Genomic DNA, 19,266 nt, shown 5'->3' with positions numbered 1-19,266 from the left:
TATATACTTTTCATACACCTAGTAATTTACAACATGCTAAACACTCGTAAAACTAAACCTACTCCAACCGACACACAAAGTGCCGTTATCAGAGCGTTGATCATCTGTCCCCAGCCAGAACTGTAGTCACCATCAAACAAGTAGCGAATCCCATTGACAATAGCCACCCCCGGTAAAAGCGAGATGATCCCTCCGGTAATCAAACTAGTCAACTGCAAGACTGGAACAAAATGAACAAATATGCAAGCCAAAATACTGACAAAACCACTACTAGTAATCGTAGAAATAATGTCCGACATGTTAAATTTCGGTAATAAGTATATTGAGAAACAAGCCAATAAAACGCCTAAAACGAGGGCCCCTATTGTGTCCCACAGACTTCCGCCAAAAATGAAACAAAAGCTGGCGCTCCCAAAAGCATAGGCAAAAATCTTTAACGGGTTCGATGCAAAAGTTTCGTGTTTTATTTCTTGCAGCCACTCGTTAGCATCTTCTGGACTCAATCGTTTTTCCGTTAACCTGCGTGATAAAGTATTAATCTGTTCAATCCGTCCTAGATTGATTGGGGAGATTGGAATGTCTCTTACTCGAGCCTGAACGGTTTGATCCTTCAGCCTTGCCGTCATAAATATGCCATTAATCAATACAAAGCTATCGAATTCTTTTAACTCCAAAGCCTCTGCAATGTGGCGAATAGTCGTCTCAATTCGCTTAATTTCTGCACCATTTTTCAATAATGTTTCACCAATATCATAGACGAAGTCAAAAGCTTCCCGTTCATTCATCCGTTTCCACCTCTTTTTAAATCTTTAGAATTTTTTTAGTAAAAATATGACCAGATCATAAAACTGAATATCCGTGATACGGACAAAATTTTTTATTTGAAACGGTATTACTCAACTGCTAAAAAACGACGACAGCTTTCTGCCGTCGTCGTCTTAGTATAGCCTATCTCACGCTTATAATTCAATCAAATCATGAGAAATACTGATCATATTTTCATAGCCGTCATCTGTGATCAAAACTTGATCTTCAATCCGCACGCCGCCCCAATCCGGAATGTAGATTCCTGGTTCGATGGTCATTACCATACCTGTTTCTAAAACATCGTCATATTGTTCATCGATGTACGGTAATTCATGTACGAACAAACCGATACTATGCCCAATATTACGGTAGGTGTATTGCGGATATTCTGTTCCTTCCAACGGTTTCAATGATGCTTGATAAATATCTTTTACCGCGGCACCATTTTTCATTACAGCTTCAGCCGCTTCTAAACTTTGTTTTTCTAGTTCATAGACTTCCCGCTGTTTATCGGATGCCTTGCCGACAACGACTGTTCGAGTCATATCCGACATATAGCCTTCATATTGACAACCAAAATCCATTAAGACGAAGTCACCATATTCAATTGATTTTTTCGATGGAATCCCATGCAACAAAGAAGTATTTGCTCCAGAGATCAATATGTTTCCATACGGCTGTGTATCCGCACCCTCTTGTACCATGTACATCGAAAGTCTGGCAGCCAGATCTTTTTCGGTCATTCCAACACGGATATCCTCTAAAATTCGGTTAAAAGCACGACAAGAAATCTCGCAGGCATTGCGCATGTATTGAATTTCCTGTGGAGATTTAATTGCTCGCATGCGATCAATCACGCCGCCTGCCTGTACGAATTCCGCGTTTGTTTTCGAGGTAAAATCAGAATACATATCGTAAGTTAAATAATCAGCTTCAAAAGCGATTGTTTTTATGTTCTTTTCACTAGCTAAGCGTGCCACTGTATCTCCAACAGTCCGTCCAGGCAAGCGCCAATTGATAATTTCATAATCTGATACTTCAATATCCGCTTGTTCGGTATAGCGCGGATCGGTCAAAAAGTATTGTCCCTCTTGTGTGAGCAAAATGAATGAATCGTCTCCTGTCCAACCGCTAGTAAAACGAACATTCACTCTTTTGGCAATAAAAAAAGCATCCAGTTTTTCTTTTTCCAAATACGCACGGATCTTTCCTTCGTTTAACATTGTCACACGTTCCTTTCTGTTTTGAAGATCTAGCCTTCTAATCAATAGAGTAGCAGTCAGCAGAACTTTGGTCAACGCTTTCAAAAAAATCTAAAAAAAAAGAAGGGAAAAAGTTTTTCAACTTCGTCCCCTCAATCTTATTTACGTCGATGCCGACTCATTCGAGTCATTGGTGCATCGGACGTTTTTTGATCTGTCTTTGTTTCAACTTGACTAGCTTGATCACGCTGTTTTCTAACTTCTTTACGAGCCAATATTTCTCTCTTCGGTTCAGCAACTCGTGGTTGTGATTCCATTTCTGCTGCTTTTTTACGATCAGCTGCTTTTCTTAACTCAGAAACATCTCGAGTTGCCGCCAAGTCTTCATTTTTAACTGTTGGCTTTTTCGGACGTTTCGGTAATTCAGGAAATTTGAATGATTTGATTGTTTGCTCTTCCTGGAAAAAAGGAACTCGTTGTAAAAATAGATTTCCTAAATATCCGGCTAACCAGATCCATAGGAATAATTCCACCGGAAACAATAATAAGAACAAACAGGCTGTCGCAAATGGCTGCTTCAAAATTACTGCACAAGCACTAGCCGTAAAAACTGCTACAAGTAGTCCTGGCGAATAGGGCAACAAATTAGCAAAAGCCAAGGCCACTGCAATACTGGAGAAAATCATTGGAAAGATTGTTCCTCCACGCCAGTTACAGGCCAAACAAATCATCGTAATCGCAAGTTTGCCAAAACCAATCAACAGTAGGATGAAAAAGTTCATTGTCTCTGCTTGTCTAGTAAATGATAGTAAGTTATGTTCACCAGAGAATAAGAAATACGGCGAGATAATTCCTAATACACCTAAAATGATTCCGGCAAAAATAGCTAATGGCAGAGGATTTCGAATTCGTTGGTTCAATTTCTCGCCTCTGTCTTGCAACACTAAGAAAAGCTTCCCAAAAAGTGCACCAAGCAGAATCATAGGAATAACTAATAGAAGACCCTGCCATGTAAAGCTGCTTTCCATTCTCCGAATTGCGAAGACTTGCTCTTGATTTGGAAAAACACTATAGGTTAAAAGATATCCGATAAATCCAGTAAAAGTAGTAAAAATATACAAAACATATTTCTTAAGTTTGCTTTCCGTTACAACTTGCCAATCGTCTCGTTCAACCGACCTTCCGACACCGAACAGCGGGGTCATAAAAATAACTCCAAGCGACGTACCAATTCCAAATTCAATCAAATCGGCGCGCTGCTCATCTGCGATTTTTCTTCGATCCGCAATATAGGTCACCAAACCGCCAAGAATTGCGACTAGTGCCGCTTCAGGTCCCAAACTTGCACCAAAAAGCAATACAATCAAGGAGCCTAATAAATTTCGAATCAGCTTGCCGTCATGGTAATCAATCCGCTGAGTTTCTTGATATTCCGTAAACGATTCTTGCAATGTTCGGGGATAACGCCCAAAGTTTTTTACAAAGAACCCGATGGCCACGCCCCCAATTGTACAGACGATTAAGGGATAAAAACGAGGATCCCCCAGTGCCCTTGGCAAGACCTGCCATAGAAGCTGATGCCCCAATTCCGCCAGTCCCATAAATAAAGCTACAATGATCCCAACGCCTAGACCTAAAAGTCCACTGTAGCCAAAAAATGCTAGTTTAAACTTATTCATAAAATTAACCTTTCTCTGTTAGACTCCGCTACATTATAACAAAGGTTCGGGTTCTTAGGAGACCTTTTTAGCGACTTTTTGCGTTTTTAGCGACTTTGATTGCGTATTTTTTTGTTGAATAATCAATTGAACACATGAAAGCGTTTGTTGTAATTCAGCTGTCAATTGATAATGATCTACTAGATATTGACGTGTTTTTTCAGTAAAGAAGCCCTTCATGAAGGCATAAAAGAACCCCTCAGGATTTTTTACTGTTTTAAAACGATACATTTGTTCGATCGCTTTAGCAATCGCATCTCCGATATCTGCTTTGAAATACTCATTATGCTCAAATGTTAAAACTTCTGCCTCTGCTGGTAATCCAGCTTGAATATATTGCTGAGTACTGGCATATTTTGCTTTAAAAATCGTATCAACAAACCAACGAGCCTTTTGATAATTTCCGTTACAAAATGGTAAAAAACGCTGAAAGGCTTGTTCAGGTAATAAATGTGCATAACGAGCACTTAGGCCATCAATGAGGCTCATATCTTGAGTTGATGCGGTTGGTTCAGGCAGCGTTGTTGTTACTCTTGTTGCTCTTGTGTTTTGTTTAGCTAAATTTTTGTGTGTACTTGTAAGCAAATTTTGCGCGTTCGAAGACGCAGATTCTGCTTCTCTATCCACAGTGGATAACTCCGGCAATTGTTCTTTGCTTTCTTTTTCCACAGTTTTTAGGGATTTAGTACTAGTATAATTTTTGAAAGCCAATCGCACGACGCTATTTTTTTCTGGAGCTTTGGGATTCGCGACATAGATACGATAATTTTTTAATCCATGACGAGCAACTTGAATCAAGTCAGCTTCAATCAAATTATTTTTCAAATTTGTAACTTTTCGTTCAGATACCCGCAATAAAGCTGCCGCTTCTTCGTTAGAAAAATAGATAAATGGAAGGCCAGTTTCATCTAGCCAGCTGCCATCTTTTTGAGCATTGTAAATACTACAAGTCATACGCATGGTATACAAGGCATGAAGCATCATCGCTTCAATAGAAAGAGTTTCATACTGTGGATTGTTAATTAAATTCAAATCGATCGGAATATAATTTCCGTTGGGTAAGTTAGTTGCAGTCATAATATTATCTAAGTTTGTGGACATAACAAAAAAACCTCCTTATTTATACTTTCAAAATAGTTCACGAAAGTTTTAAAGGAATGCTTACTGTCACAGGATATCTGATTGAGAAAGTAACCAAAATATGGTATACTTAATAAAGGTTAGGCAAACACCAATTTTTCTAACCCCAATAAGTTTATCTATATGTGACAGGCTAATTCGCCAAAATTAGCTCAAACCTTTGAGTTTAAAGATCGCCAAATCTTTAAACTCTTTTTTTCGCTTTTTTTCTACATGTATAGAATAATTGATTGAAAGCCTGTTGTAAAGCGATTTCCGACCAACTTTTTTTAGAGTAAACTTTTAATTTGTTTATAAAACGATTTTAGGTTTACCACAATAACGAAATAAAATCAAATAGGGTATACTTTATTAAAGGATATAAAAGTATTTTTGGTAAACTCTAATTAAAGTAATCTCTCTTTTGTTTCTAATCAAGGATGTGGATAAAAAGTAAGGTGGATAAGGGGTCTTTCAGTTATCCACAGCTTATAAAAGGACGCATCAAACTTTTCAAAAGTATACTTTTAAAGATAATTAACAATAATAAAGGTAAACTGAATTATAGGATAAACAAAAAAAAAGTAAACCGTAATGACGAGTATATCTTCCATTACGGTTTACTTTTTTTATCTTTATTTCTCATCGTTTTCTAATTCTTTGAATAATTTTTGATACTTTGGCTTCTCTTTGTACTCTTCCATAGAGGCTTCTTCTAACTGATTTAAGAAGTTTCGATCGTCTCTAGATAGTCCTTTTTCAATATAATAGTCGTATAAGAAGTCAATCATCTTATCCGGTGTATAGCCATCAAACTTAGCATTGATTAAATTTTGTATCCGAATTTTAGTGCGTGCCGAGATTTTTTGCATTTCAAGAGCTTTCAAGCGAGGATCATAATACTGACGCTTTCTTCCCCTCTTCCCTGCCTCATTCTCTTGCGATTGAAAAGTGTTTTCTTGGATAGGAGTCCGTTCATTTAAATGCCTGGGTTCTTCATGAATGGAAGAACGCCGAAAATCTGTTTCAGGACTCAATGTTCTGTTTGCTAAAAGGTCTTGAGAACTGGGCTTCTTCTCTTCTTTATCTTGATTAGAGTACTCAGACATTTTTTCAATGCCTTTATTCTTCTTATTCGCCGTTAAAAGCGAATCTAGCTTCATTTTTTTCGCCATTTAACGTCTCCCCTACTCTTCACCGCTTAATATGAGGCGATGTTCATCAATTTCGTCCAAAATATTAACGAAAACCTCGTGTGCACGCTTATCCCATTGCTCAACTTTGCCGTTTTTGTTGATATCATAGGTAATTCCAGAGCCATCGTAACGTTTTAAACGGCTTTGATTTAAAACAACTGTATCTAATAGATGTGCCCCATAGATCTCTTTCGCAGCAGTATAAATCTCTTGGTCAACGGAATCCCGCTTTTGCATCATAAAAGGAACAATCCCAACTACTTCTAAGTCAGTATCATATTGTTCAATGAAGAAACTCATGTAATCAATGTAATTTTGTGCCCCTTTTAAAGCTTTTACTTGCGTTTGCAAAATGACAATAACGTATTCTGCTACATACATGGCTGCATTTGAATAAGTACTGATTGTAGGAGGAACATCAATGTAAATTACATCATAAATATCCTTTAGTGGTTCGATAAGTTTTTCCATATATTTAAACTGGGATAGTTTATCGCTAGGATATTTTTCAATCATATAATCTGGAAAATCTGAAAAAGAAATATTTGCTGGAATTAAGTCAAGGTTTGGCATGATCTGATAGATGGAAGATTGAATGTTTCCTGATCGAACAGCTTCCCAAATTGTTGAATCAAATTCTTCTGGCAAATTCTCGTTTCCAAAATTTTCTGCAGTTAGTGACAAGACATCACTAGTGTTCCCTTGGGGGTCCAAATCGATCACTAAGGTTTTGCGATTTTTTCGGAAGGCACTCTCAAATGAAAGCATTTGAACCGTGGTCGATTTACCAACGCCACCTTTAAAATTTCCTACTACATAGGTTTCAGCTTTTTTTGGCATAAAGATTCTCCAATCATAATTTCTCAATTAAAGTTTACTATAAAGCTTTCGAAATATCAATAAGGTTTACTACAAATATTTAAAATAGGGTAAACTATAAAAAAATACTAATTTAGAGTATACCTGAATTAACAAAAATAAAGTCTACTTCAATTATTGCAATAAGGTTTACTTAAATGAGATATAAAAAGTTTACTCTAAAAGCTTAAAGGTGAACTCTTATTCTTTTGGAGGTAAACGGATATTTTTATAAAAGTCTACCTCAATTTAAGAAAGGTTTACTTTAATTAGATTTAAATTGCTTTATATCAGCAATTAACTCTTATAAAGGTATACTTTAAATAAATATAAGTTTACCTATTACTTATTAAAAGTATACTTCAATTATTCCAATATCTATTTTAAGTAAACTTTTAATTTGAGGTAAACTTTTATACAAAAATAAAAAAGTAAACTGTATACTAATAAAGTTTACCCATTTAATAAGGTTTAATTAAGGTAAACTAAATTGATTAGTATCATATAAGTAAACCTTTTATGCCTACAAAAAGTAAACTGAATATACATTTATTGAGGTAAACCTCTAAAAATACGGTATACTTTAATGAAGTATACCGTATCATATCATATTGAGGTAAACTTCATTTATCTGAATAATATGATCTACATAGAAGTCTACTTCATTTTAATTTATTAAGGTAAACTTTTTTTGCGAGCATTTGCTTTTTGAGGTATACCATAATGAAAACGTTGCTAGATAAGCATTTTGTAGAAAGTAGAATGAAGTAAACTTTAGGATAAAATAGAATTAAGGTAAACTATTTAAAATTTGATTTGAATGTTTTGACAGCAAAAAAGTATACCTTAAATACACATTTAAGGTATACTTTTTTGCTGGAGAAGTTGAATTCATGTATAAAGGTATACTTTAAATAAATACTGTAAAATACAGGTTAATTGAAGTAAACTGTTAATAGTTATTCGGAATATCGTTCATATAAAGGTAAACCTTTAGTGCTTGGTAAGAAGTAAACTTTAAAGCAAATAAAAAAACCATTGAGGTATACCTCAATGGTTAAAAGTAAACTTTATAATGACTCGACCTTTTGAATTGCTTGATAGACTTGATCTGGAGTTATTTTAGGGTCAACCATAATAAATGTTTCATTTGAGGAAGCAGCATGGTTGATTACAGGAGCCAGTGTTTCTTTAGAAATGTCTAAAACATTCAACTCTTCTAACTTCAGCGGTAGGCCTGTTGCTTGATAAAAAGGTCGTATCTTTTGTATTTCAGGTATGTCTTTTGTATGTGCTAATTGAACCAAGATACCATAGGCAACTTTTTTACCATGTAGTTGATTGTGGGTGGATTCCAGATAGGATAGTCCATCATGAACGGCATGAGCACCAGCTGATCGACCAAAGGAGGCCGCAAATCCACCAGTTTCGCCAGCCAAACCAATAATCGTGTCTGTGACCCTGCTAAAGGCGGGAGTCGCTTTATCATTCTTAAGATCTTCGATGGCAGGAATTGCGTCTTTTAGCAGGATTTCCTGAATGGCCTTGGCACTAGCGATTCCGAGACGAACATAAGCAGACTTTTCATCGTCTTGGAGGTTGCGTGTGATGCCCTCGATTTCGTACCATTTTGCTAATGTATCACCAATGCCGGCAACAAAGTAATCTTTTGGAGTTGCTAACAAAAACTTCGAATCGACTAAGGTTAGCAAAGGGGCGCGTTTCATAAAACCCATTTCCTTGAAAGTACGGTTAGGATGATAAACTGCGACGATTGGTGTGAATGGTGCACAATTAGAAATCAAAGTTGGAATCACCATTAATTCAGCGTTTAATTCTTCTGCAACCATTTTTGCAGTATCGATCACTCGTCCTGCACCAATAGCAAGAATTAGCTCGGCTTGTTCAATTTTAGCAGCTATTTCAACCGCATTTTCATGACTAGAGCTGCCATCATATCGATAGGTAGGGTAGTGAAGCTCTTTACGATAATATTTTTTAAATGCTTCAGATGATTTTTCTCCTGTGATAACAGAGATCTTTTTAAAACCAACTAAATAGCTAGGTAAATCTTGGAGGATATTTTCTCCGCTGACGTAGCGATTTGCGCCAGGACGTACTTCTGTTGTGATGTCCATTGAACTCAGCTCCTTAAGTGAGATTTCAACTAGTTTATTCTTAGTTAAAATTAAAGTCAACTGTGTTTTTAGTGATAAAAAAATGTTGACAGCTTTTGTTTTGAAGTGTAAGATACGATTTATCAATTTGCTAAACGAAGAAACGTGATGAAGAGAAAAGTATAGATTGCGAAGCATCAAAGAGAGTCCGGGCAGGTGAGAGCGGATATGTGGATGGATCTAGAAAATGGTCTCTGAATGGCATTGCCGATAAGTAGGCAGTGACGGGGCAGCGCTCGTTAACAATGCTCAAGTATGAATGCGTACTTGTTAAGGCAATAGTTGTGAGATTATTGCAAATGAAGGTGGTATCGCGAGTGAGCTCGTCCTTTTCCAACACGAATAGTGTGGAAAAGGGCGGGCTTTTTTTCTTGTTCAACTAGCACTTTGAAGAATCAATTGTATTTGCGTGAGCGACTCGTTTTACGATCACGTTAGTGCACGAAAACGAATAAAAAGCAGGAGGAAATGACAATGAAAAAAATAGGTAAAGGGATTTTATTAAGTGTAGCGGCGTTAGCAGTGAGTGGATTATTAGCAGGTTGCGGAAGCAAAAGCGAGGCTAAACCGTTGGATGAGAAGAAGGTAACTATCGGAGTAACATCAGGACCGCATCAAGAAATTTTAGAAGAGGTCGCTAAACAAGCAAAAAAGGATGGTATTGAGATTAAGGTGAAAAGCTTCGATGATTACAACACGCCCAATACTGCTTTAAATGATGGGGATTTAGACGGAAACAGCTATCAAACACTGTCTTTCTTGGAGCAGCAAGTAAAAGATAAGGACTACAAGATCGAAACAGCCTTTAAAACGGTCGCATTTCCATTAGGGGTTTACTCTAAAAAACTTTCGAATTTAAGTAAACTTCAATCCGGAGATAAAATTGGTGTGCCCAACGATCCAACGAATGAGTACCGAGCATTGAAATTACTGGAAAAAGCAGGCGTGATCAAATTAAAAGACGGTGTTGAAGTTAAGGCTACAAAAAATGATATTGATGAAAATCCAAAAAATATTGAAATTGTTGAGTTAGAGGCTTCACAGATTCCTTCACAATTAAATGAACTAGCTGCTGCTGCGATCAATACCAATTTTGCCTTCGGTGCAGGACTGACGATCAATGACAACGCGATCTACCATGAACCACTGAAAGACAATCCAAATTACAATGTATTTGCGGTTCGGACAGAAAACAAGGACGACAAGATCGTAAAAGAGATCAAAAAGTATTATCAATCGGATGAAACAAAGAAATTTATCGAAGAAAAGTTCAAAGGCTCCGTTGTTCCGGCGTTTTAAGCAAAAAATATCAAAAGAAAATGATGGGAATGTTTCGTTGAATGGTACGTGGCCTGAAAGTCGGAGGTATTCTTCTGGAAAGCATCCATACGAATGAGAAGGGATAATTCACATGATTGAACTTAAAAATGTTTCAAAAGTTTACCAACAAAAGAAACGGCGAATCGAAGCAGTCAAAGAGGTCAGTTTAACGATCGAAAAAGGGGAAATCTTTGGCGTCGTGGGGTACTCTGGTGCTGGGAAGTCTACCTTAATCCGTATGATCAATTTTTTAGAGCCGCCTACGACGGGGGAAATTTCGATCAACGGTCAGAATTTAAAGGAACTAAACAAAAAAGAATTATTGTTAACTAGACGGAAGATTGGGATGATCTTTCAAGGCTATAATTTATTATCAACAGCGACGGTTTATGAAAATATTGCCAAACCGTTGAAGCTGGAAGGTGTTTCGAAAGAGGTCATCGCAAAACGTGTTGATAAATATTTGGATTTGGTTGGTTTAACAGACCGCAAGGATAATTATCCGGCGCAATTATCCGGCGGTCAACGGCAGCGGGTAGCGATTGCGCGAGCATTAGCCCACGAACCAGAGATTTTGTTGTCGGATGAGGCGACAAGTGCGCTGGACCCGGAGACGACAGAGTCAATCTTGGCTTTATTAACAAAGATCAATCAAGAGTTAGGAATCACGATTTTTCTAATTACTCATGAAATTGATGTGGTGCAGCGGATCTGTGATCGAGTGGCGGTTATGGAGGATGGGAAGATTGTGGAGGCAGGGCCTGTGATCGATCTGTTCACCCGTCCTGAAGAGGAAACGACTAAACGGTTCATTGGAGCAAATGATGGATACAACGTCCCAGAAGACGTTTTAGCGGCGTATAAAGGGACAGGACGTCTGGTTCAACTGCAATTTATTGGGGACGATGCTACAGAGCCAGTTTTAGCAAAAGTTGCAAAGGATTTTCCACTATGTCCAAATATTCTCAGCGGCAATATCGGATACTTGAAGGAAAAACGCCATGGTCAATTATTAGTGCAATTTGCCGGAGGAACAGAACAGGATTTCCAAGCGGCCAAAGAATACATCAAAAGCCAAGGCGTTATTATCGAGGATATCAGCGGAGATTTAGGTACCGGCTCTTCAGTCAGATAGAACGTTCGGTATGATGAGAGTTAGAATCATTTATTTAGTTTGAAGAAGGATTGATTCAATACGAATTAGGAGGTCGTTTAATGAGCGAATTTTGGAATCAATGGGGAAACGTCGTGATTGAAGGCTTAGGTCAGACGCTCGTGATGGTCTGCGTAGCATTAGCGCTATCCATCATTATTGGAATCCCCTTAGGAGTGCTTTTAGTCATCGCTCGCCCGGGCGGTTTGAACAGTAACTTTACCTTATACTCTATCTTGAATAGTGTGATCAACGTGCTGCGTTCTTTGCCATTTATCATTTTATTATTTTTGATTTTGCCTTTGACAAAACTGATCATGGGAACCACGATTGGTGTGCAGGGCGTATTATTGCCGTTGATCATTTATACTGCGCCTTACTTGGCCCGGTTGGTGGAAACGTCGCTCTTAGAAGTTGATGGCGGCGTGATTGAAGCCTATCAGGCAATGGGGATCAGTCATTTTCATATAATCCGCAGCGTTTTATTGAGAGAAGCCCGAGGAGGAATTATTCGCGGGTTGACGATTGCGATGATCGGACTGATCGGTGCAACAGCGATGGCTGGTTTAGTTGGAGCAGGTGGTCTAGGCAGTATTGCCTATCAATACGGCTTTTTGCGAAATGAGCCGGCAGTGATGTATACAACCATTATTTTATTGATCGTATTGGTCCAGATCGTCCAGTCATTAGGAAATACGATCGCAAAAAGTTTAGACCGAAGTTGAGTGATTAACGATGAACCGGGAAGCATCCGAGCCCGATTCATCGTTTTCTTTTTGCTATAATGAAAGTACAAATGGGAATTAAGTGAGGTGAGAAGGGTGAGGGCCAAGGATTTATTGACGGCAATCCAAGTGGATGCAGCAGGGGAAATGAAGACATTGTCCTCTTATACCTACGTTTTTGTGAATGATGGCGAAAAGCAGACCAATCATTTAGCGGTCCAGGCAGAGGCAGAAAAAATCATTTTAAGGAAACAGTACGACCAGCTTTTAACACTGAACGAGCTAATAAAGGTGCTGAATGAGGCTAAAGAAGCGGAGCTTTTCGTGGAAGATGAGTTGGTTTTTGGCTATAAACTTGTTAAGCAAGGGATTGTCTTAGACTAAATTTATCATCTGGTTTTAAAAACTAGATTGAATTATTTCGTTAACCGTGATATATTATCTTTAATAAATAATTCGAGGTGATATGTGAATGGAAAGACAGTTTAGCCGGAAGTACTTAATCACAAATGAAGTGTTGAATGCGGTGACGCATGGTGTGGGTGTGTTGTTGAGTATTGTGGGATTCATTTTTCTGTTGAAGAAGGCCGATAGCGGGTTGCATTATGTTTCATTTATTATTTATGGTGTTTCGCTCCTGCTCTTGTTTTTAGCGTCGACCTTGTATCACAGCTTGATTTTTACCAAGGCGAAAAAGGTTTTTCAAGTCTTCGATCACTGCTCGATCTACTTATTGATCGCAGGGACCTACACGCCTTATTGCTTATTGTATATTCGCGGAACGATTGGGATCGTATTGTTAAGTATCATTTGGCTGGCAGCGATCATTGGCATCGTTTATAAAAGCTTGACGTTAAGCAAAGTAAAATCGGTCTCTAAATTGTCCACGATCATTTATAATGTGATGGGCTGGGCGGTCGTTATTGCTTTGCCAAGTCTATATCAAAGTGTGGGATTAAAGGGCTTGCTGCTGCTAGTCGGCGGTGGGGTCGCTTATACTGTGGGTTCTGTTTTTTACAGTATGAAAAACAGACGATACATGCATGTCGTGTGGCATTTGTTTGTCATGCTGGGTGCTATGCTGATGTTCTTTTCGATCTATTTATAAGAAACGTTCAGTTTATAAAATGCCAAAATGGAGCTGTATCCGATTGGATACAGCTCCATTTTTAGGTTACAAGTAATCATCCTCTGAGAACCCGGTATTGCGATAGGCCCCCTCGTCGGAAAAATATTTGTTGTAGCGTTGTTTGAATTTTCGGAAGGTGAAAACCACCAATAATTTGATCATAGAATAGATCGGAATACCGAAAATCACGCCGACCAGACCTAAAAGATCCCCCATAACCAATAAGACGATCAGGATCGTGATAGGATGAATCTTCAATTTGTCGCCCATGACGCGGGGAACGACCAAATCACCGTGAAGTAATTGAACCACAAACCAAGCGATTACGAATTTGACCACCATAAAGGTAGAATCTTGGAAGGCGATGAACAGGCCTGGTAAGAAGGCCAAGAACGATCCAATATAAGGAATAATACTCAATATTCCGGCGGCCAGTGCGATCACCGTCGCAAATTGCAACCCTAGCAGCAAGAACACGACCCAATAGATCAAACCGAGTAGTAAAGACGCAATGACTTGTCCTTTTAAAAAGGCGCCTAATTGCTGGTTGGCGATCTTGATCAAAGAACTTGAATCCTTTCTAAAGCGCGGCGGAATCAAATCAATGATTGCATTGTAGAGTTTATGGGGACTTTGGATCAAAAAGAAGGCGATGATCGGTCCGGTAAACAACGTAATTGCAGTACTAGAAACCGCTGAAAAGATCGTACCTAATCCTTTTGCACCATCTTGCCAGTTATTTCCTAAATAGTTCAGGGCTTCTTTCGTCAGCTTGTCCAATGAACTCAACGCTTGATCAGAAGATGCGGCGAAAGGAGTCGCGTCAAGAATATTTTTGATCGCATTTTGAAAATCATCGACATACTCAGGGAATTGTTTGATCAAATCCTGCGCCTGATCCTGAATCACCGGTACGAGCCTAGCTCCGCCAAAGAAAAGCAGACCGAAAATCACGACATAGGTGAGCACGATGCTGATTGTTCGCGGAATGCCTTTTTTACTTAGAAAATTGACTACTGGATTCAATAAATAGTATAGCAGCAGTGCAAAAATCATTGGCGGCAAAACGGTTGTGATGATAACCACGATCGGTCTGAATATAAATGAGACAGTATTCAATAAATAGATAGCTAAAGCACTTAGAATAATCAGCCCGATAATGTAATACGATGTTTTACCGCCAAAAAATTGAATAATTTTTGAGGGTTTTTCTTTTTCCATAGGGTAGACCTCCTTTATGAATCAAGTATACCGAATGTCCGTAAACCTGTATACTTTTCCGAATTTTTGAAAAAAAGCCAGGAAGATGGCATAATCTGTACGAAACACAGAAAAATAATGTTTAGAAAGAGTGAACTGTTTGACTGAAACAAAAACTTGCCGCGAATCTCGTGTGATTCAAACGCACCGAATTTTTCCTTTTGATTTAAATCCTTTTGGCTACTTATTTGGCGGAAAGCTGATGACGTTGATCGATGATGCCGCTTCAATCTCGATCTCACGCCATTGCCGCAGAGGTGCGGTGACTGCTTCGCTAGATAATTTGAACTTTTTGAAACCACTCCACGCCAATCATTCCGTATGTGTGAAGTGCTACGTTTCCGGCAGTCATAATAAATCGATGGAGGTCTTTGTGAAGGTAATTGGAGAGGATCTAACCACCGGCGAACGATATTTGGCGGCGACTTGCTTTACATCTTTTGTAGCGGTGCCTTCGCATATGAACGAAGAAACTGAATTTACTGTGCCGGCAGTCGTTCCAGAAACGGCAGAGGAGAAAATGGTCTGTGGCGGGTATGAAAAGCGACGTAATCATCGGCTGAAGGAACGCGATGAATACAAGAACTTTGCTGCTTTGCTATCGACGGATCTGCCTTGGTCAGATGAAGGTACAGGAGATTAATAAATGAAGATAGGGCCCATGGCAGTTCGATTGCTGTGGGTCTTTTTGTCTGTCGGATTGACTTCTTTATTGAAAAGGATTAGTCTTTTTGTATGGGGTATAGGGGTATACTCCATAAGAGAAATAAATTCGACTCTTAAAAAGGGTTTTTTAGTACGGAGAAGGAGGAAAAATTATGTCACATAGACCGGATCATCAGGTAGATAATCTTGTAAAACGGATCAATCGCATTGAAGGACAAGTCGGCGGAATCAAGAAAATGATCGCGGATGAAAAGCCGTTTGATGAGGTAATCATTCAATTAAATTCAGCGAAATCAGCGATTCAAAAGATTTCTCAAATATTGTTAGAGGCGCACGCTGACCACATGTTTATGGATGCAGCAGAAAGTGGTCAGACGGATAAGGAATTAGAAAGTTTGCGGCGGGCGATTCATCAATACAGCAAGATGCTTTAAGTGGGGTGAGCAGATGATTTCACTTAAAGAAAATAAAATTCTAGCTTTAGCAATCCCTGCGACGATCGAAAATATCTTACAGACAGCGGTGGGCTTCATCGATGCGCTGATGATCTCAAAAATCGGATTGGTGGCTGTGACAGCGGTTGGGATCGCCAACACGATTTTGAATGTTTACTTGGCTCTTTTTATCGCATTAGGTGTCGGAGCTTCTGCACTGATCGCGCAAAAAATCGGGGCAAAACAGACGGATGAAGCACAAAGAGTGACAAATCAAGCGGTTATCCTGACACTGGCGGTCAGCTTGCTGCTGGGTGTTGTTTCTATCTTTTTTGGCGAATCATTATTGCATGTAATGGGCGCTTCAGAAGCGGTTTTACAGGAGTCGCTGCAGTTCTTTACCGTTGTAGGCGGTGGGGCTGTCTTTATGGGGCTGATGACAATCTTTGGCAGTATCCTGCGAGCAACAGGGGATACGAAATCACCGATGAAAATCAGCGTAGTGGTCAATATTGGGAATATCGTGATTGATTACATTCTGATTTTTGGATTGGGTCCCATTCCTGCTTTAGGAGTTTTAGGGACAGCCATCGGGACTGTGTTGTCACGCTTGTTGGGCTGCTGGCTGCTTTATCGCAAGGTTCAGCAATCAAAAAGTCCTGTGGATCGGGCGACTCTATTCGCGTCGGGAAGTTATCGTCCATTGGTTAATTTATCGATTCCAGCGACTTTAGAACGATTGGTGATGCGGTTAGGTCAAGTGCTTTATTTCGGATTAATCGTCAGTATTAGCGCCAAAACCTTTGCGGCGCATTCAATCGCGGGAAACATCGAAAGCTTTACCTATATGCCAGCCTATGGTTTGGCAACAGCCGCTACGACATTGGTGGGAAATGCGATCGGTGCTCGTGACAGTCAACTAGCCAAGAGCTATGGTTATTCCGCCGCAAAATATGGGGTGATCTTCATGTCGCTGCTGGGAGTCATTTTGTTCTTCGGAGCCCCATTTTTTGCTTCAATGTTTACTTCGGATCAAGAAGCACTGCGTCAGATCGTAGTTGCTCTGCGCATTGATGCCTTTGCCCAACCGGGTCTGGCAATCAGCTTAATCACGACAGGTGCTTTGCAGGGGATGGGTGATACCAAGTCACCGCTGTATAGTACGGCATTCGGAATGTGGGGGATTCGAGTGGTCGGTGTGATGGTCCTGTCTAAATATCTGGGACTAGGAATTGCCGGTATCTGGCTATCCATCGCGATTGATCTGTATCTTCGGTCACTGTTCTTGGTCTATAAATTTAACCATAATCTTAGTGAACAAACGATGACGATAAAAGAGCCCTCTGAGTGACTACTCAGAGGGCTCTTTGCGGGTTGATTCATTTGCTATTCACCTGGTTCAACGTGCACATCCGTTTCGAAAATTTGAAATTTTTCCTGCAGCAGATGCTCGATTTGATCAGCGATGTCATGGCTTTCCTTGACCGTTAAATCCGGGCGCATGGTTACGGTGACATCGAGATAAATATTAGCGCCATAGTTGCGGCCTTTGATACTCTTGACCGATTGGATCTGTTTGATGCGGCGGATGGCCTGATTGTATTGATCCAATTGCTCTTGATCGAAACCATCAGAAAGGGTGAAAACACTGTCTTTAAAAATATCGATGGCGGTTTTCAAAATCAATAAAGCGACGACGATGGCAGCGAGGCTATCGAGCCAACCCAAATTGAAGGAGGCCGCAAAAACCGCGATGGCCGTTCCGATACTGGTCCAAGCGTCGCTGCGGTTATCCTTAGCGGCGGCCAGCAGACCGGGACTTTTGACTTCTTCGGAGAGTCGTTTATTGAAGAAATAGACACCATACATAATAACAGCAGAGACGATTCCTACGATGGCTGCAGTCATATCGGGCGATTCGGTCTTTTTATTGATAACGGACAGAATCGAACTATATAGAACCTGCAATCCCACCAGCAGCATGATAAAGGAAGTCACTAGACTAGCGACGTTTTCCGCCTTCCAATGTCCGTAGCGGTGTTCTTCATCGGCAGGTTTTTGCGCAATTCGCAGGCCAATCAAGACTGCAACTGAGGCTAAGATATCGGTGAAATTATTCAGTCCATCTGCTCGTAACGCTTCGGAATTTGCCAGGTTTCCTACGGTTAGTTTCATGGCAGAGACGGCAATATAAGCAACAATACTGATTACTGCCCCTAACTCTGCTTTCTTCAATTGTTCATAACGGTTATTTACCATTTTTTACACCCCAAAAAATAAAATGTTTTATCACTATACACTGTATTTCAGAAGGAAAACAAGCGTTTTTCTAAACTGTAATTATTTTGGGTCGGCTAAAATAATTAGTCAGATTTCCCCTGAAAAAACATGTTTGGAAAACTAATTTTTATTCCTAAGGACTCCCTTGCAGGAGATTCAGGAGTACGCAATACAGTAATGAAAAAAAATTTTTGCTAAAAGGACTCTTTAACAGGCTGTTGTTAAAGGTTTTTTTTGTGTTCTGTAAAATTAATAAAACATTTTTTATTTTATTTATTGACAATGATTAGGTACCGAAGTATACTGAATTCAGATAAAGGTTAGGTACCTAAAATATAGGTGCCTAAATAAACAGTGATTGATTGCAAGAGTTACTTCTTATATGAGCAGAGACCGGTAAATAGATTGAAATAGACTACTTTAAAACGAAAAAGGGGAGAAATACAATGAGCGAATACACAAAAGAATTATTAAAACGCCTGTCTTATGTGGGCAGCGCCAGTCGTCGTTTGATGGATATGGGCAATTGTCAGAAAAGTGCACCGACTCAACAGTTGGTTTTGGATATTTTAGCAGAAGAAGATGGTGTGACCTCTGGGGTTTTAGCAGAGATTTTGGATATGCGTCCAAGTTCAGTCACCGAGATTTTGAATAAATTGGAGAGCCGCGATGAGATCGAACGTCGAGAAGACGAACAGGATAAACGGATCAAACGAATCTATATCACAGAAATCGGTCGTGAAAAAGCGAATCTGAATAAACCGCAAGAACGTTCAGAAGAATTTTTTGCTGGTCTAACGGATGAAGAGCGTCAAACATTGGATCAATTGCTGAATAAAGTGATTGATGGCTGGAGTGAAGATTTTGGCGGTCGCCCTGAATTTCCTAGTGACCCATTTGAAGCAATCGAGGCACTAAAGGCGATGAAGATGCAGTTCGATCCTCATATGAAAGATTTCGGCCGTATGTCGCCAACCGAACGCCGTCAAATGAAGCGAGCATGGAAAGAACAGATGCGCAACCAATTTGGCAGAGGCGGCTTTGGCCCTGGTCCTTTTGGTCCTGGACCGATTGATCCGAAAGACGATCCGCGGAAAAAAGGCCCGCAAGATCAACCCCATGACAGTGATTGGGAAAATTGGTAAGAGATAAGAATTAAAATAGATGCCGGACTACCATGAGTATACGGCTTGAAAATCAATACAGAAATAGGAAAAAGGAG

General features: G+C 39.5%; 18 protein-coding genes and 1 other annotated feature. Of the genes, 9 read left to right on the top strand and 9 right to left on the bottom strand.

The features are described 5' to 3' along the window. Nucleotides 1–26 precede the first annotated feature (26 nt). The 7 genes from I585_RS15345 to I585_RS15315 all read right to left on the bottom strand — a co-directional run bounded on the left by I585_RS15345 (nucleotide 27) and on the right by I585_RS15315 (nucleotide 9,038). Nucleotides 27–785: a threonine/serine exporter family protein gene (locus tag I585_RS15345; RefSeq protein ID WP_010741580.1), complete on the bottom strand. Its 759-nt coding sequence runs from the start codon at nucleotides 783–785 to the stop codon at nucleotides 27–29. Nucleotides 786–959: 174 nt separating this feature from the next. Then, entirely contained in the window at nucleotides 960–2,030 is a 1,071-nt protein-coding gene (locus tag I585_RS15340) for a M24 family metallopeptidase (RefSeq protein ID WP_010741579.1), read from the bottom strand. Between the two features lie 137 nt (nucleotides 2,031–2,167). Next, the gene (locus I585_RS15335; RefSeq protein ID WP_010741578.1) at nucleotides 2,168–3,688 is read right to left on the bottom strand and encodes a chloride channel protein; all 1,521 of its coding nucleotides are present in this window, start codon (nucleotides 3,686–3,688) and stop codon (nucleotides 2,168–2,170) included. A gap of 54 nt (nucleotides 3,689–3,742) precedes the next feature. Then, nucleotides 3,743–4,828: a replication initiator protein A gene (locus I585_RS15330; protein WP_010741577.1), complete on the bottom strand. Its 1,086-nt coding sequence runs from the start codon at nucleotides 4,826–4,828 to the stop codon at nucleotides 3,743–3,745. A 653-nt stretch (nucleotides 4,829–5,481) separates the two neighbouring features. Next, nucleotides 5,482–6,021 carry a hypothetical protein gene (locus I585_RS15325; protein ID WP_010741576.1) on the bottom strand — a complete coding sequence of 180 codons (540 nt, stop codon included), beginning with the start codon at nucleotides 6,019–6,021 and terminating at the stop codon, nucleotides 5,482–5,484. Nucleotides 6,022–6,033: 12 nt separating this feature from the next. After that, the gene (locus I585_RS15320; RefSeq protein WP_010741575.1) at nucleotides 6,034–6,882 is read right to left on the bottom strand and encodes a ParA family protein; all 849 of its coding nucleotides are present in this window, start codon (nucleotides 6,880–6,882) and stop codon (nucleotides 6,034–6,036) included. 1,088 nt (nucleotides 6,883–7,970) lie between these two features. Further along, nucleotides 7,971–9,038, bottom strand: coding sequence for an iron-containing alcohol dehydrogenase family protein (locus I585_RS15315; RefSeq protein WP_010741574.1), 1,068 nt, complete (start codon nucleotides 9,036–9,038; stop codon nucleotides 7,971–7,973). A 138-nt stretch (nucleotides 9,039–9,176) separates the two neighbouring features. After that, nucleotides 9,177–9,411, top strand: a binding site (T-box leader). A gap of 140 nt (nucleotides 9,412–9,551) precedes the next feature. Here I585_RS15315 and I585_RS15310 point away from each other — a divergent pair. The 5 genes from I585_RS15310 to trhA all read left to right on the top strand — a co-directional run bounded on the left by I585_RS15310 (nucleotide 9,552) and on the right by trhA (nucleotide 13,383). After that, the gene (locus I585_RS15310) at nucleotides 9,552–10,376 is read left to right on the top strand and encodes a MetQ/NlpA family ABC transporter substrate-binding protein (protein WP_010741573.1); all 825 of its coding nucleotides are present in this window, start codon (nucleotides 9,552–9,554) and stop codon (nucleotides 10,374–10,376) included. 112 nt (nucleotides 10,377–10,488) lie between these two features. Then, nucleotides 10,489–11,532 carry a methionine ABC transporter ATP-binding protein gene (locus I585_RS15305; protein WP_010741572.1) on the top strand — a complete coding sequence of 348 codons (1,044 nt, stop codon included), beginning with the start codon at nucleotides 10,489–10,491 and terminating at the stop codon, nucleotides 11,530–11,532. 80 nt (nucleotides 11,533–11,612) lie between these two features. Next, the gene (locus I585_RS15300) at nucleotides 11,613–12,275 is read left to right on the top strand and encodes a methionine ABC transporter permease (protein ID WP_010741571.1); all 663 of its coding nucleotides are present in this window, start codon (nucleotides 11,613–11,615) and stop codon (nucleotides 12,273–12,275) included. Nucleotides 12,276–12,371: 96 nt separating this feature from the next. After that, nucleotides 12,372–12,659 carry a hypothetical protein gene (locus I585_RS15295; RefSeq protein WP_010741570.1) on the top strand — a complete coding sequence of 96 codons (288 nt, stop codon included), beginning with the start codon at nucleotides 12,372–12,374 and terminating at the stop codon, nucleotides 12,657–12,659. A gap of 88 nt (nucleotides 12,660–12,747) precedes the next feature. Beyond that, complete coding sequence (trhA, locus tag I585_RS15290) at nucleotides 12,748–13,383, top strand: PAQR family membrane homeostasis protein TrhA (protein WP_010741569.1); 636 nt, start codon at nucleotides 12,748–12,750, stop codon at nucleotides 13,381–13,383. Between the two features lie 66 nt (nucleotides 13,384–13,449). Here the strand turns inward: trhA and I585_RS15285 are convergent, their stop codons facing one another. Then, nucleotides 13,450–14,625 (bottom strand): AI-2E family transporter, encoded by a 1,176-nt coding sequence (locus I585_RS15285; protein ID WP_010741568.1) that lies wholly within the window; start codon nucleotides 14,623–14,625, stop codon nucleotides 13,450–13,452. A gap of 139 nt (nucleotides 14,626–14,764) precedes the next feature. Between I585_RS15285 and I585_RS15280 the strand changes: the two genes are divergently transcribed. The 3 genes from I585_RS15280 to I585_RS15265 all read left to right on the top strand — a co-directional run bounded on the left by I585_RS15280 (nucleotide 14,765) and on the right by I585_RS15265 (nucleotide 17,115). Continuing rightward, a complete protein-coding gene (locus I585_RS15280; RefSeq protein ID WP_034709075.1) occupies nucleotides 14,765–15,307 on the top strand; it encodes an acyl-CoA thioesterase in 543 nt (180 codons plus the stop codon). Between the two features lie 175 nt (nucleotides 15,308–15,482). Then, nucleotides 15,483–15,764 carry a metal-sensing transcriptional repressor gene (locus I585_RS15270; RefSeq protein WP_010741566.1) on the top strand — a complete coding sequence of 94 codons (282 nt, stop codon included), beginning with the start codon at nucleotides 15,483–15,485 and terminating at the stop codon, nucleotides 15,762–15,764. 13 nt (nucleotides 15,765–15,777) lie between these two features. Further along, on the top strand, nucleotides 15,778–17,115 hold the full coding sequence (locus I585_RS15265) for an MATE family efflux transporter (protein ID WP_010741565.1): 1,338 nt from the start codon (nucleotides 15,778–15,780) through the stop codon (nucleotides 17,113–17,115). A gap of 35 nt (nucleotides 17,116–17,150) precedes the next feature. On the opposite strand, the gene I585_RS15260 is transcribed toward I585_RS15265, so the two are convergent. After that, complete coding sequence (locus tag I585_RS15260; protein WP_010741564.1) at nucleotides 17,151–18,023, bottom strand: cation diffusion facilitator family transporter; 873 nt, start codon at nucleotides 18,021–18,023, stop codon at nucleotides 17,151–17,153. A 467-nt stretch (nucleotides 18,024–18,490) separates the two neighbouring features. On the opposite strand from I585_RS15260, the gene I585_RS15255 reads away from it, so the two are divergent. Then, complete coding sequence (locus I585_RS15255) at nucleotides 18,491–19,189, top strand: MarR family winged helix-turn-helix transcriptional regulator (protein WP_010741563.1); 699 nt, start codon at nucleotides 18,491–18,493, stop codon at nucleotides 19,187–19,189. Nucleotides 19,190–19,266: the final 77 nt, after the last annotated feature.

The sequence above is a fragment of the Enterococcus malodoratus ATCC 43197 genome, from assembly GCF_000407185.1.
GTDB lineage: Bacteria > Bacillota > Bacilli > Lactobacillales > Enterococcaceae > Enterococcus_A > Enterococcus_A malodoratus.
The sequence above is the reverse complement of the archived record's forward strand: the minus strand, read 5'-3'. Positions and strand labels throughout refer to the sequence as shown.